Origin of the sequence: Nocardia sp. 852002-20019_SCH5090214 (assembly GCF_001665865.1) — a bacterium.
Classification (GTDB): Bacteria; Actinomycetota; Actinomycetes; order Mycobacteriales; family Mycobacteriaceae; genus Nocardia; species Nocardia nova.
On sequence record NZ_LZMK01000276.1, the window covers coordinates 1 to 13814 of the forward strand.

Annotated in this window: 12 protein-coding genes; 3 read left to right on the top strand and 9 right to left on the bottom strand. The window is 67.2% G+C overall.

Annotation, left to right across the window (positions count from 1 at the left end; all coding sequences use genetic code 11):
* Nucleotides 1-260: 260 nt before the first annotated feature.
* The 3 genes from helR to A5780_RS21630 form a co-directional block, all read right to left on the bottom strand.
* Nucleotides 261-2462: an RNA polymerase recycling motor ATPase HelR gene (helR, locus tag A5780_RS21620; protein WP_064909418.1), complete on the bottom strand. Its 2202-nt coding sequence runs from the start codon at nucleotides 2460-2462 to the stop codon at nucleotides 261-263.
* A gap of 194 nt (nucleotides 2463-2656) precedes the next feature.
* On the bottom strand, nucleotides 2657-4084 hold the full coding sequence (locus A5780_RS21625; protein WP_197521825.1) for a hypothetical protein: 1428 nt from the start codon (nucleotides 4082-4084) through the stop codon (nucleotides 2657-2659).
* A gap of 135 nt (nucleotides 4085-4219) precedes the next feature.
* On the bottom strand, nucleotides 4220-4429 hold the full coding sequence (locus tag A5780_RS21630) for a DUF397 domain-containing protein (RefSeq protein ID WP_030516880.1): 210 nt from the start codon (nucleotides 4427-4429) through the stop codon (nucleotides 4220-4222).
* 382 nt (nucleotides 4430-4811) lie between these two features.
* Here A5780_RS21630 and A5780_RS21635 point away from each other — a divergent pair, with 382 nt between their 5' ends.
* Nucleotides 4812-5297: a DUF309 domain-containing protein gene (locus A5780_RS21635; protein ID WP_064909434.1), complete on the top strand. Its 486-nt coding sequence runs from the start codon at nucleotides 4812-4814 to the stop codon at nucleotides 5295-5297.
* On the top strand, nucleotides 5294-6214 hold the full coding sequence (gene gluQRS, locus A5780_RS21640; protein ID WP_064909419.1) for a tRNA glutamyl-Q(34) synthetase GluQRS: 921 nt from the start codon (nucleotides 5294-5296) through the stop codon (nucleotides 6212-6214). The genes A5780_RS21635 and gluQRS overlap by 4 nt, the downstream gene beginning before the upstream one ends.
* Nucleotides 6215-6267: 53 nt before the next feature.
* Here gluQRS and A5780_RS21645 read toward each other — a convergent pair whose 3' ends face one another.
* The gene (locus A5780_RS21645; RefSeq protein ID WP_030516877.1) at nucleotides 6268-6804 is read right to left on the bottom strand and encodes a DUF4190 domain-containing protein; all 537 of its coding nucleotides are present in this window, start codon (nucleotides 6802-6804) and stop codon (nucleotides 6268-6270) included.
* 49 nt (nucleotides 6805-6853) lie between these two features.
* On the opposite strand from A5780_RS21645, the gene A5780_RS21650 reads away from it, so the two are divergent.
* Nucleotides 6854-7627 carry a queuosine precursor transporter gene (locus A5780_RS21650; protein WP_064909420.1) on the top strand — a complete coding sequence of 258 codons (774 nt, stop codon included), beginning with the start codon at nucleotides 6854-6856 and terminating at the stop codon, nucleotides 7625-7627.
* Nucleotides 7628-7660: 33 nt separating this feature from the next.
* On the opposite strand, the gene tgt is transcribed toward A5780_RS21650, so the two are convergent.
* The 5 genes from tgt to A5780_RS21675 all read right to left on the bottom strand — a co-directional run bounded on the left by tgt (nucleotide 7661) and on the right by A5780_RS21675 (nucleotide 13814).
* Nucleotides 7661-8905: a tRNA guanosine(34) transglycosylase Tgt gene (gene tgt, locus A5780_RS21655; protein ID WP_064909421.1), complete on the bottom strand. Its 1245-nt coding sequence runs from the start codon at nucleotides 8903-8905 to the stop codon at nucleotides 7661-7663.
* 33 nt (nucleotides 8906-8938) lie between these two features.
* On the bottom strand, nucleotides 8939-10885 hold the full coding sequence (locus A5780_RS21660) for an ABC transporter ATP-binding protein (protein ID WP_036525382.1): 1947 nt from the start codon (nucleotides 10883-10885) through the stop codon (nucleotides 8939-8941).
* A complete protein-coding gene (locus A5780_RS21665; RefSeq protein ID WP_064909422.1) occupies nucleotides 10882-12618 on the bottom strand; it encodes an ABC transporter ATP-binding protein in 1737 nt (578 codons plus the stop codon). The genes A5780_RS21660 and A5780_RS21665 overlap by 4 nt, the downstream gene beginning before the upstream one ends.
* Before the next feature lie 114 nt (nucleotides 12619-12732).
* On the bottom strand, nucleotides 12733-13218 hold the full coding sequence (locus A5780_RS21670) for an Rrf2 family transcriptional regulator (protein ID WP_064909423.1): 486 nt from the start codon (nucleotides 13216-13218) through the stop codon (nucleotides 12733-12735).
* On the bottom strand, nucleotides 13218-13814 hold the full coding sequence (locus A5780_RS21675; protein WP_064909424.1) for a TetR/AcrR family transcriptional regulator: 597 nt from the start codon (nucleotides 13812-13814) through the stop codon (nucleotides 13218-13220). Before A5780_RS21675 ends, A5780_RS21670 begins: the two co-directional genes overlap by 1 nt.

The following is a 13814-nucleotide window of genomic DNA, read 5'->3' on the forward strand; positions in this document are numbered from 1 at the left end:
GACGACCTTCGCTTTACAAGAGCGGTGCTCTACCACTGAGCTAAGGAGGCGGGTGAAGCGGTGCCAAGATCACCGGGCGAATTCCGGGGCGGCTGCACGCCTGGGCGCGGGCGGCGGACGGAACATGGCTGGGGCTGGTGGAATTCGAGTTGCGCACCGGGAACGGGCGCAGTCGGCTACCGGTGACCCAATGGTGTCCGGCGCATGCGTTGATCATGCGGGGCGGGTGCGGGCCGCCGGATTAGCGGCCCGCCACATCGCTACGCGGAGCGGCGATTTCCGGCCGCCGCGGGCTCGGCGACCGGGACCAGACCGGCGAGTGCCGTGGGCAGCGGGTCTCGGTGCAGAACTCCGAGGCGCTGGGTGGCGCGGGTGAGGGCCACGTAGAGTTCGGCCGCGCCCCGCGGCCCATCGGACAGGATGCGCTCCGGTTCGACGACGAGTACGGCATCGAACTCGAGGCCCTTCGTCTCCGATGCCGCAACCGTGCCGGGGACGCCGGGCGGGCCGATCACGACGGCGGTGCCCTCGCGACCCTCCTCGTCGCGAACGAAATCCGCGATGGCGGAGGTCAATTCGCTTTCGTCGACGCGGCGCGACCACGGCCGCACGCCACAGGCACGCACCGACTCGGGTGACCGCGCATCCGGCGCGAATTCGGCGAGAACCGCCGCCGCGACCGCCATGATCTCGGCCGGCGTCCGGTAGTTCACCGTCAGGGAGCGATAGCGCCACCGGCCGGGAACATAGGGCTCGAGCATGGCGTCCCACGATGTCGCGCCGGCGGTCGAACGACGCTGGGCGAGGTCGCCGACCACGGTGAAGGAGCGGCCCGGACACCGCCGCATCAGCACCCGCCAGTCCATCTCGGAGAGCTCCTGCGCCTCGTCGACCACGATGTGGCGATAGGTCCAATCCCGGTCGGCGGCGGCGCGTTCGGCCAGATCACGGGTATCGCGATCGGCGAATCGGTCGGCGAGGTCCTCGGCGTAGAGCAGGTCGGTGGCGAAGAGGTGGTCCTCGTCGTCCATCGAATCCTCGCGGCCGGTCATGAGCTCCAAAACCCCTGCGGCATATCGGGCTTCGGCCGCACGTTCACGTTCCACGGTGTCGTCCGCCGGCTTCTCCCGGCCCAGCAGATCGACCAGTTCGTCGAGCAGCGGTACATCCGACACCGTCCACGCGGCGCCGTCGGCACGCCCGAGGGCCGGGTCGGCGCCTGCCGCTCGCAACCGCTCGGACGACGAATACAGCTCGGCCAGTAGCTTTTCCGGGGTGAGCACCGGCCAGAGCTGGTCGAGCGCGGCAGCGAACTGCTCACTCTCGGCGAGCTCGGCGACGAGGTCGGCGCGCAGGTTCTCCCACGCCTCCCGGTCGTCGCGGGTGATCCAGCCCTTGCCGATCCGCGCGATCGCGCGCTCGGTGATCACGTAGGTGACGATCTCGCGGAACACCGCACGCGCCTCGTTGTGCGGCAGACCGCTGGTGCGCGCCTCCTCGCGCGCCCATTCCGCGGTCGCCGCATCGATGCGCGCGGTGACATCGGTCAATTCGATGGTCAGCGGTTCCGCCGGCAAGCACTGCCGGTCCGCGACCGCGGCGGCGAGCACATCCAGCATGCGCAGCGAACCCTTGATGCGCACCGCATCCGGAGTGTCCTCGGCGGTCACGTGCAGGCCCGGCACCAGATCGCCCGTGGTGGTGAAGACGACGTTGGTTTCGCCGAGCGACGGCAGCACGCGGTCGATATGACGCAGAAAGGCCGGATTGGGTCCGACCACGAGAACGCCGTGGCGCTCCATCTGCTCGCGCTGGGTGTAGAGCAGATAGGCGACGCGATGCAGCGCCACCACCGTCTTGCCGGTACCGGGTCCGCCCTCGATCACCAGCACGCCGGGATGATCGAGCCGGATGATCTCGTCCTGTTCGGCCTGGATGGTGGCCACGATGTCGCGCATGCCCTCGCCACGAGGCGCGTCGACGGCCGCGAGCAGCGCCGCATCCCCGCGTTCCCCGGCGCCCGGACGGCCGAAGATCTCGTCGGTGTAGTCGACGACGCGGCGGCCGCGGAAATGGAACTGCCGGCGCCGCCGCATCCGCTCCGGGCTGGCGGCGGTGGCGGTGTAGAAGGCCCGTGCCGCCGGAGCCCGCCAGTCCAGCAGCAACGGCTCGAAGTCGTTGCTCCGCTCGAACAGCCCGATCCGGCCGATATAGGACCTCTCCCCGGAATCGCTGTCCAATCGGCCGAAACACAGGCCGTTGTCGGCCACGTCCAAGCGCTTCACCTCACGCGCCAGCGTGCGCACCTCCACATCGCGGTCCACCAGCGCACCGCCGTTGCCGCGCAACGCCGCGCTGTAGCGGCCCTTCGCCTCGGCGCGCTCGCCGTCGAGGCGTGCGTAGAGCCCGGACACGTAGTCCTGTTCGGCCCGCAACTCGTCCTGATACCCCGGTTCCGACATGTGTCCCTCATTTCCCTGGCTCGACATGGTTCATGTGGACACCCGTGTCCGTCTCGGCCGCTGCGCGTCTCCTCCCGTTTTCGCAGGTACACGGCCTCGGCGGGCCATTGTGCGGCACGACCGGGGCCTTGCCGCAAGCCCCCCACTCCGCTATATATTGAATATGGAAAGAGGTGCACCAGCCTCTTCCGCGATCAGTCGGCGGTCAGCCGCGCACCGACCTCACCCACCGCGCCACGCAAGAGGCGGGCGTACTCGTCCACATCCACCACCTGGGGATCGGCGTGGACCGACAGGGTCACCGTCGTTCCGAGTCCGTGCAGGCCGTGGGTCAGATGCATCACCGCGCCGAGGGCGGGGAAACCGGCGGTGAAGCGGACCGCGCCGCCGGCGATCGACAGATCCGCCTCGCCGCGGTGGACGCTGGAGAGCACGGTGTGGCCCGAGATCCGGTCGGGAACCAGATCCAAGGGATAGCCGGCGATATCGCGACGGAGAACCGGGGCCGGGATCGCGTCGGTGACGCGGTCACGCGCGGACTGCAGCGGATGGGTGGCGCGGATCCGTCGTTCGGCCAGCGCCGCGGCGATGCGGCGCGCCCGCAGCCGCAGGTCCGGTTCCGCGACGCACAGATCGACACCGAGGTCACGATAGTTGTTGTGCGGGACAGCTTTTCGATCGGTCACCACAGGCAGGGCCATCGAGACCTGCGCGCCCAACGGGTCGGCGGATTCGCCGTGGGCGGCAAGATATCGACTCATCGCGACGGAGATCGCGGTCAGCGCGACGACCGTGACCGTATAGCCGGGAACGTGCAGGCTCTCCCCCGCGATCACGCGGACGGCCCGATGCTCCGGCGCCGGCGGGCGGTTCAGCCGGGTCGGCGCGAAATTCGGTGCCGCGGGGGGAATCTCACCCGCCTCGGCGAGGCTGTTCAATTCCCTGTCCGCACGTGCCGCGACGAATCCGCGCCGCACCGTTCGGGCCACGCCGGGCAGGAACGAAAGAAGCGCCAGGGCTTCGACCGCAAGGGTTTCCACAGATGACGCGAACCGGGCTCGCGCCCCGCGGCCGTGATGCCGATCGACCATCGCGCCGGTGGACGATCCGACGCGATCCGAACCGTCACCCGGTTCGGCGACCCCGCGAGCTGCCGCGTCCAAGCCCCGCAACAACTCGCGCGCGATATGCGCGGCCCGTTTTCCGTCCGCCAGCGCATGCGAAAGCTGAAGCACCACAACGAGTGCGGGCCCCGATGCGCCCGGCGCGTCCCGGACGCCGCGATACAGATGGATCCGCCAGATGTATCGCCGCGCCGGTACCGAGTGCGCCAGAATCACCCCCAGCGATGCTTCCACAGTCGTCCACAGCGGCTCCTCGGACGCGTGGACGACGACCTGCGCCTCGTCGAAATCCGCAGGCTCCCAGGCCGGATAAGCGAAACGGTGCTCCCGGATACGGACGTTCAACTCCGGGATTTCGGCGCTGCGCGCGATCACCGCCGCCCGCAGCGCGTCGGCGGACCATCCGGCGTCGTCGAAGCAGTAGAGCAGGAACAGGTCGTTGCAGGCCCGGCGCGACAACCAGAACCTGGTGGCATCCTGCGGTGTCAGTAGATCCACCCGCCGACGATATCCACAACCGTCCACATATCCCGCACCCACCGAGATCCATCGGCACCCGGGATCGGCCGCATCGACCAGCACAACAAGGCCCCGAGTCGCGTCGACTCGGGGCCCATCACCTGATCGCCGGGGTCAGGCGGGACCTAACTTCCCGTCGGTCACGCCCGAGACGAACGCATCCCACTCGCCGGGCGTGAAAGCCAGAATCGGCCCGCTGCCGCAGTCTTTGGTATCGCGAACCCCGACATTGCCGTCACTCAGAAAAGCGACCTCGACACAGTTTCCGTCGGGGCCGCTGTATTTACTCTTGCGCCACACCGCACCGGTCGAATCAACCTTCACCTCAACCTCTCCTTTACCACCGTAGATAACGCGACAATCATGCTTCCATCGTCGCCGGACCCGGGTTTCTCGAGACTCGACGGCTCCACGATGCGCCTGGTCATAGCGCACGAACTACTCGATGAACGGAATGGGCCACGAGGTACACACCGCCATGGTGCGCGCTCGCGGTGACCCCGGGAGAGCACCCTAGCAGCACCCACAATCCATGTCCCGCGTCTTTTCACTTTCAACCACTCGAATTGCGATAAATAATTCCCGTTCACTAATAGCGAGGAAATTGCCAAATGACAGGAGAATGATCCGCTAAACAAAACCGGGCCGCGAAATTCGCTCGGGCACGGCCGCACTACGCCCCGGATAAACCGTGCGGTTGCTCGGTATGGATCATGGAGTAGTGCTGGAACGAGATCGCGACGATGCCGGACACGCCCGAAATGCCCGTCCTCGAGACCGGTTCGGGCGACCACTACCGCCCGGTAGCGTCGGCGTCGCCCGGATTCCGGATGATCTCGACCTCCCACCGGACGAAACCCTGGACTATGCCCAGCGCCTCCTGAACGAGGGACTGGCCTTCAACGCACACGAGGTGCTGGAGGCCGCATGGAAGAACGGACCGTTCGCGGAAAGGATGCTGTGGCAGGGGCTGGCGCAGTACGCCGTCGGCATCACCCACATCCAGCGCGGTAATCCGAAGGGTGCCCGCACCCTGCTCGAGCGGGCGATCGGCCGGTTGTCGGCCACGCCGTCGCCCCCGTACGGCATCGATTCGACCGGGCTGGTCGCACATGCCGAGGGTCTGCTGGCGGATCTGGATGCCGGCCGCGAGATTCCGGAAGACGCGCTGTGCCCCCGGCTGCGCGGATGATCCCGCATACCGCCGGGGCGGGTCGCTTCGCCCCCAGCCCCTCCGGTGACCTGCACCTGGGCAATCTCCGCACCGCCCTGCTGGCGTGGTTGTTCGCCCGCAGCACCGCACGCAATTTCCGGCTGCGGATCGAGGACCTGGACCGGGTGCGGCCGGGTGCGGAAAAGCGTCAGCTCGAGGATTTGGCCGCGGTCGGGCTGGACTGGGACGGCCAGGTGGTCCGGCAATCGGAGCGCACCCCGCAGTATGCGGCAGCGATCGAGCGGCTCGGCGCGGCCGGCATGACCTACGAGTGTTATTGCACGCGAAAGGAGATCCAGAAGGCCGTCTCCGCACCGCACGGCCCGATGGGCGCCTATCCGGGGACCTGCCGCGACCTGAGCGAGGCGCGGCGGGCGGCCAAGCGCGCCGAGGGTCGCCCCGCCGCACTGCGGCTGCGCTCGCAGACCACGGAATTCGAGATCGTCGACGAAATCCACGGCCGGTATCGCGGGCTGGTCGACGATTTCGTGCTGCGTCGCGGCGACGGAACGGCGGCCTACAACCTCGCGGTTGTGGTGGACGATGCGGCCCAGGGCTTCGACCAGGTCGTTCGCGGTGACGATCTGCTGCCCTCGACACCGCGGCAGGCCTATCTGGCCACGGTCCTCGGACTCGCCGTACCCTCCTACGCGCACGTCCCGCTGGTGCTCAACATCGAGGGCGCGCGGCTGGCCAAGCGCGACGGTGCCGTAACCCTGCGCGACAGAACCGCTCTCGGCGAGACGCCGCGTCAGGTTTTCACCTTGCTCGCGGCCTCGCTCGGCCTGCGGGGCGAGACACCGCGCGCGCTACTGGATCAGTTCACTCCGGCGACGGTGCCGCACGAACCGTGGATTCTGGACCCCGAACATCCGGATCCACTGCGCCACAGCTGATCCGGCGACGGTGCGTCCGGCGATCCGGACGCACTGCTGCTCCCGCCCGGCTCCTACCAGTTCGCGGCCGCGACGTTGACGATCACCCACACGATGGTGAGCACGATGCCGACGGCACCGACCCAGATTCCGCCGAGCGCCATACCGCGGCCTTGACCGCCGCGCTCCTTGATCTGGTTCAGCGCGATCACACCCAGGATGATCCCGACGATCGATCCGATACAGGTGCACAGTCCCAGGATCGACGCGATCAGCGAACCGATCGCCAGTCCGTTGGTGCCCTGTTGCGGCGCCGCGTAGCCGTAGGGCTGATACGGCGTCGCGGCCGGATAGCCGTAGCCGGGCTGACCGTAGGGCTGCTGCTGCGGATAGCTCGGGTAGGACTGCTGCTGTTGCGGCGGCGGGGTCGGCTGCTGGTAGGGAGACGACTGCTGATGCGGGGCCGAGGAGTATCCGGCCTGCGGATTGGGCGGCGGGGTGGGCTGCTGCGGCGGGGTCGGCGGAACCGACTGGTGGCCGCCCGAATCGGACGAGACACCTTCGCCGCCGTACTGTTTCCACCATTCGTCGGAATCGCCGGGATTCGTCATCGGTCCAGCCTATTCCACCGGGCCGGGTTGCCGGTATCGTGCACAGGTCGTGAGTGAGACACAAGAAACGACACCGACCGGGGAGTCTGGACGCCCCGCGGTCGAACACGCAGCATTCGCGCAGGCCGCGGGGGGTCCCTTCACGCTGATCGTGACCTTGTTCACGGCGACGCTGATGATTTCCAACATCTGCGCGACCAAGGGCGTGCAGTTCTTCACCGGCCACGAGGTGTCCCTCGGACCCATCGAAATCCTGCCGATCACCACCGACGGAGCATTTTTCCTGTTCCCCCTCGCCTATGTGATCGGCGACGTGCTGAGCGAGGTGTACGGCTTCAAGGCCGCCCGCCGCACCATCTACTACGGCTTCGGCATGCTGATCCTGATGGTGGTCTGCTTCTGGATCGCGATCGGCCTGCCGGCGGCCGGGTTCTACGACAATCAGGACGCGTTCCGCACCGTCGCCGATACCACGCCGCAACTCGTCGCGGCCGGGCTCGCCGGTTATGTGGTGGGCCAGTTCCTGAACTCGATGACGCTGGTGCTGATCAAGGAGCGCACCAAGGAGAAGCATCTGTGGGCGCGGCTGCTGGGCTCGACCGTCGCCGGTGAATTCGGCGACACGCTGGTGTTCTGCTCGATCGCGGCGACGGCCATCGGGATCAACACGTGGGGCGCGTTCATCAACTACGTGATCGTCGGCTTCGTATGGAAGACCCTGTGCGAGGTGCTGATCATGCCGATCAGCTACCGCTGCATCGCCTATCTGAAGAAGCACGAACCCAGCTACGCACCGCTGGACAAGCCGGCGCTCTACAGCTGACGCGGAACCGGGCGCGAGGCGGGGCCGTTCCGTTCAGTCGAAGCGGATCCGGCCCTGCCACCGTCCCAGGAACTCCGCCTTGAAGTCGTCGTAGTAGCCGCCCTCGATGCTCGCGCGGATGTCGTCCACGAGCCGAATCGTGAAGCGCTCGTTGTGAATCGTGCACAGCGTCGCGGCGAGCATTTCCTTCGCCTTGAACAGGTGATGGATGTAGGCACGGGTGTAGTGAGCGCAGGTGTAGCAGTCGCAGGTGTCGTCGATCGGGGTGAAATCGCGGCGGAACCGGCTGGTGTTGATGTTGAACCGGCCGGCCGCCACATAGATCGCGGCATTGCGCGCGACGCGGGACGGATTGACGCAGTCGAAGGTGTCGGCGCCGTTCTCGATCGCCACGAAGAAGTCCTCGGGTTCGCTGATACCCAGCAGATGCCGCGGTTTCTCCGCCGGCAGTTCGTCGCAGCACCAGCCCACGATGGTGCCGAGATTGGCCTTCTCCAGCGCGCCGCCGATGCCGTAACCGTCGAAACCCGTTCCGCCGCTTCCCCGCATCGCGTCCAGATCGCGGCAGGCCTTGCGGCGCAGGTCTTCGTACTGCGCACCCTGGATCACCGCGAACAGCGCCTGATACGGCCGGTGCGCGCGTTCGGCGGTGAGCCGCTCGTGTTCGTCGATGCAGCGCTGCGCCCACTCGTGTGTGCGGCGCAGCGATTTCTCCTGATAGCCACGGGTGTTGAACAGCGTGGTCAGTTCGTCGAAGGCGAACATGATGTCGGCGCCGAGGCGGTGCTGGATCCCCATCGACACCTCGGGGGTGAACCGATGGCTCGATCCGTCCAGATGGGAGCGGAAGGTGACGCCGTCGTCGTCGACCACGGCCAGCCGCTCCTTACCCTTCGCGATCACCTCGTCGCTCTGCACGCCGACGGCCTCCATGGCCAGCACCTTCTTGAAGCCGACGCCGAGCGACATCACCTGGAAGCCGCCGCTGTCGGTGAAGGTGGGGCCCGGCCAGTTCATGAACCGGCTCAGGCCGCCCGCCTCGTCGACGATGTCGGATCCCGGCTGCAAATACAGGTGGTAGGCATTGGCGAGCAGGGCCTGCGCGCCGATCTCCGCCATCGCCTCCGGAAGTACCGCCTTGACCGTGGCCTTGGTGCCGACCGGGATGAACGCCGGAGTGACGATCTGCCCGTGGGGCGTGGTGATCACACCGGTGCGGCCGTGCCGCCCCGGCAGCGACGTACCGACGGTGAAGGAGAACTGGTCGGGATCGGACACGCCGCTATCCTGCCAGGCCGGTGACCACGGCCCTCACACCACGTCCAGCGTCTCCTCGTCGACCAGATCCTGATCGACCGCCGCGCCGGTGAACTGCGCGTTGTAGAGGCGGAAGTAGGCGCCGCGCGCGGCCAGCAGCCGCTCGTGAGTGCCCTGCTCGACGATGTGGCCACCCTCCATCACCACGATCAGATCGGCATCGCGGATCGTCGAAAGACGGTGCGCGATAACGAAACTGGTGCGGTCACGGCGCAGCGCGGCCATCGCCTGCTGCACCAGCAACTCGGTGCGGGTGTCGACCGAACTGGTGGCCTCGTCGAGGATCAGGATGGTCGGCTTGGCCAGGAAGGCGCGGGCGATGGTGATCAGTTGCTTCTCACCGGCGCTGACTCCGGAGCCCTCCTCGTCGATCACCGTGTCGTAACCCAGCGGCAGCGAATGGACGAAGCGGTCCACGTAGGCGGCGCGGGCGGCCGCGAGGATCTCCTCTTCGCTCGCCTCCGGGTTGCCGTAGGCGATGTTCTCGCGGATCGTGCCGCCGAACAACCAGGTGTCCTGCAGCACCATGCCGATCCGCGAGCGCAGCCGGTCGCGGCCGATGCCGGTGATGTCGACCCCGTCGATGGTGATCGCGCCGGAATCCAGTTCGTAGAACCGCTCGAGCAGATTGACCAGCGTCGTCTTACCGGCACCCGTCGGACCCACGATGGCGACCACGTGGCCGGGCTCGGCGACCAGCGAGAGATCCTCGATCACCGGCTTGTCGGGCTCGTAGCGGAACGACACCGCGTCGAATTCGACCCGGCCGCGATCGATCGGGCGCGGATCCTCCTCGCGCGGATCGGGAACCTGCTCGTCGGCATCGAGGATTTCGAAGATCCGCTCGGCCGACGCGACGCCCGACTGCAGCAGATTGATCATCGAACCGATCTGGGTGAGCGGCTGGCTGAACTGGCGCGAGTACTGGATGAAGGCCTGCACCTCACCCAGCGACAGGCTGCCCGAGGCCACGCGCAGACCGCCGACCACGGCGATCAGCACGTAGTTCAGGTTTCCGATGAACATCATCACCGGCATGATCAGCCCGGAGATGAACTGCGCCTTGAAGCTCGCCTGGTAGAGCTTGTCGTTGCGCTTGTCGAATTCCACGCCGACCTCGCGGATGCGGCCGAACGCCGTGACCACCTCGTGGCCGGTGAAGGCCTCCTCGACCTGCGCGTTGACCAGGCCGGTGTACTTCCACTGATCGACGAAATGCGGTTTCGACCGCTTCGCGATCTGGGCCGTGACGACCACGGCGGCCGGGACCGTGAGCAGCGCGATCACCGCCAGCAACGGCGAGATCCAGAACATCATGATCAGGATGCCGATCACCGACAGCACCGACATGACCAGCTGGCTCATGGTCTGCTGCAGGCTCTGCGCCACATTGTCGACGTCGTTGGTCACGCGGGAGAGCACATCGCCGCGGGCGTTGGTGTCGAAATAGCTCAGCGGCAGCCGGTGGATCTTGTCCTCCACCTCGCTGCGCAGCCGCTGCACCGCGCGGTTGATCACCGTGGCCAGCAGATACGCCTGCAACCAGTTGAACAGCGCGGCCAGCACGTAGAGCACCAGAACCAGGGTCAGCACCTGACCCACCGCGCCGAAGTCGACGCCGTGGCCGGGGTTGATGTTCATCGAGGACATCATGTCCGCGAGCCGGTCCTGCCCCTGCGCACGCAGGGACGCCACCGCCTGATCCTTGGTCAGCCCCGCCGGCAACTGCTTGCTGACGACGCCGTCGAAGATGAGGTTGGTCGCCTTACCGAGGATCTGCGGCCCCAGGGTGTTCATGACGACCGAGGCGACGGCCAGCACCAGGATGGCCACGACGGCCGTCCGGTCCGGAGCCAGGCGGCGCAACAACCGCTTCAGCGTCGGGCCGAACGATCTCGCTTTCTGCCCGGGAGCACCCGGCATCGGCGCCCCGGGCCTCATCGCGCCGCCTCTTCCGGACTGAACTGCGATTCCACGATCTCCCGGTACTCCTCGCATTCGCGCAACAGCTGTTCGTGGGTGCCGAGGCCGACCATGGCACCGTCCTCGAGGACGACGATCTGGTCGGCGTCACGGATGGTCGACACGCGCTGCGCCACGGTGATCACCGCGGATTCGCGCGTCTCCGGCCGCAGCGCGTCGCGCACCCGGGCGTCGGTGGCGACGTCGAGTGCGGAGAAGCAGTCGTCGAACAGATAGATCTTGGGCTTCTTCACCAGGGCGCGCGCGATGGCGAGCCGCTGCCGCTGGCCGCCCGAGACGGTGGTGCCACCCTGGGCGACCGGGGTCCGCAACCCTTCGGGCATGGCCCGCACGAAATCGGCGGCCTGCGCGATTTCCAGTGCGTGCCACAGCTGTTCGTCGGTCGCCTCGGGATCGCCGTAGCGCAGGTTCTCCGCGATGGTCCCGGAGAACAGATAGGCCTTCTGCGGCACCAGCCCGATCTGCGAGCGCAGCAGATCCATATCCACCTGCCGCACATCGGTGCCTCCGACCCGCACCACGCCGGAGGTGACGTCGATCAGCCGCGGAATCAGATTGATCAGCGTGGTCTTACCGGATCCGGTGGAACCGACGATCGCGGTGGTCTGCCCGGGCGAGACCCGGAAGCTGATATCGCGCAGCACCGGTTCCGCGGCGCCCGGAAACGCGAATTCGGCGCCGGCCAGCTCGACCGTTCCCGGATCGGCGACGAAGGTCTGCGGCTGTGCCGGCGGCAGCACCGAGGAGTCGGTTTCCAGGACCTCGGCGATGCGTTCGGCCGAGACCGCCGCGCGCGGGGCGATCATCGCCAGGAAGGAGGCCATCATGACCGCCATCAGGATCTGCATGATGTAGGACAGCAGCGCGGTCAGCGAACCGATCTGCATACTGCCGGAGTCGATGGCATGCCCGCCGAACCAGATCACCGCGACCGTGGTCACGTTGCTGATCAGCATCACGGCCGGGAACATCAGCGCGGCCAACCGGCCCACGAACAGCGAGGCCGAGGTCAGCTCGTCGTTGGCCACGCCGAAGCGCCGCGATTCGTAGCGCTCGCGCACGAACGCCCGCACCACGCGGATACCGGTGATCTGCTCGCGCAGCACTCGGTTCACCGAGTCGATGCGCTCCTGCACGCGCCGGAATCCGGGCACCATCCGGGAGATGATCAGCGCCATCGTCAGGCCGAGCACCGGCACCGCGACCAGCAGGATCCAGGAAAGCCCGAGGTCCTGACGCAGTGCCATCACGATGCCGCCGATGCACATGATCGGCGCCATCACCAGGATGGTCACGCTCATCACGACCAGCAGCTGCACCTGCTGCACATCGTTGGTGTTGCGGGTGATCAGCGACGGCGCGCCGAAGATGCCCACCTCACGGGCGGAGAAGGTGCCCACCCGGTGCAGCAGCGCCGCGCGCATTTCCCGCCCCGCACCCATCGCGGCCTGTGCGCCCAGATAGACCGAACTCGCCGAGGCGATGATCTGCACGCCCGACACCAGCAGCATCCACAGACCGGTGGTCCAGATGTAGCCGATATCACCCTTGGTGACGCCGTTGTCGATGATGTCGGCGTTCAGGCTGGGCAGATAGAGCATCGCGATGACGGAGATGAGCTGCAACACAACAACCCCCACCAACTGGGTGCGGTAGGGGGCGAGAAAGGCGCGCAGCAACCTGATCAACATGATGGGTGCAGGCTACCGTCATTCCGGGGCGGTGGCGGCAAGATTTTTCGCTCGGCGAAAGCCGGCCCGCACACCCGCGAAACCGGCTCGACCGGCACAGTCCTCACCTCCGGCCTAGGCGTCGACGCCGGGCGGGACGGGCGCGGGCCGCCGCGTCCAGGCACCGGGATCGGACACCAGGTCCGCGATGAAATCCGGCAGTTCGTCGGTGGCGATATCCGCGATCGAGACCTGCTCCAGCACCGCGCGGATATTGACCCGTAGGGCGATCCACACCCGCTGCAGCGGTTCGGCCACCCCCGAATACACCACGTCCTCGGGGCGCTGCCCACGCACCGAGGCGAGCGGCCCCTCGACCGCGCGGATCACGTCGGCGATGCTGATCTCACCGGCCGCACGAGCCAGCCGGTACCCGCCGTCGGGGCCGCGCCGGCTGACCACCAGATCGGCCCGGCGCAGTTGCGCCGCAATGGATTCCAGAATCTTCGGGGAAATGTCCTGTGCCGTGGCGATCGTCTCCGCCTTCACCGAATTCGGTTGCGCGCGAGCGATTTCCAACAGGATGCGGACCGCGTAGTCGATCCTCGCCGAGATGTGCACTAGCGCTGTCCACCCGGTCCGTTCAGCACACCGAGAGCGGCCTCGATCAGGACCCGCTCGATCACCTCGTCACCGGCATCGGGCACGAGCTCGTTCGACCACAGCGCCGTGCCCAGCACCTCCAGGGCGGCACTGGCACGCAATTGCGCCTCGTGCGAGGGGGCGGGTCCGGCCAGCCAGACACACAGTCGCCGGTGCATATCGAACATGTCCGGATGCCGATCTCCGATCGCGTTGAGGATGGCCACGGTGTCGCGCACGCACATCGCGCCCGCGGTGCGATGTCGTAAGAGGGTCCGGAGCTGGCGATTCAGCACCTCCCGAGCGCCCGCCGGGCTGTACGGCACACCGTCGAGTTCGTCGACCACGAGCTTCATGTCGTCGAAGATCGGTTCGATGATCGCGAGCAGCAGATCGAGCTTCGACGCGTAGTGATAGTAGAGCGACGCCTTTGTGATTCCCACCGCATCCGCGACCTCGCGCAGGCTCGTCTGCTCGAAGCCCTTGTTCGAAAAAAGCCGGATCGCCGCCTCACGAATCGCGTCCTTGGTGCTCTGACCTGCGACAACGGTTCCTGAGGTACTTCGGGCGCTCAT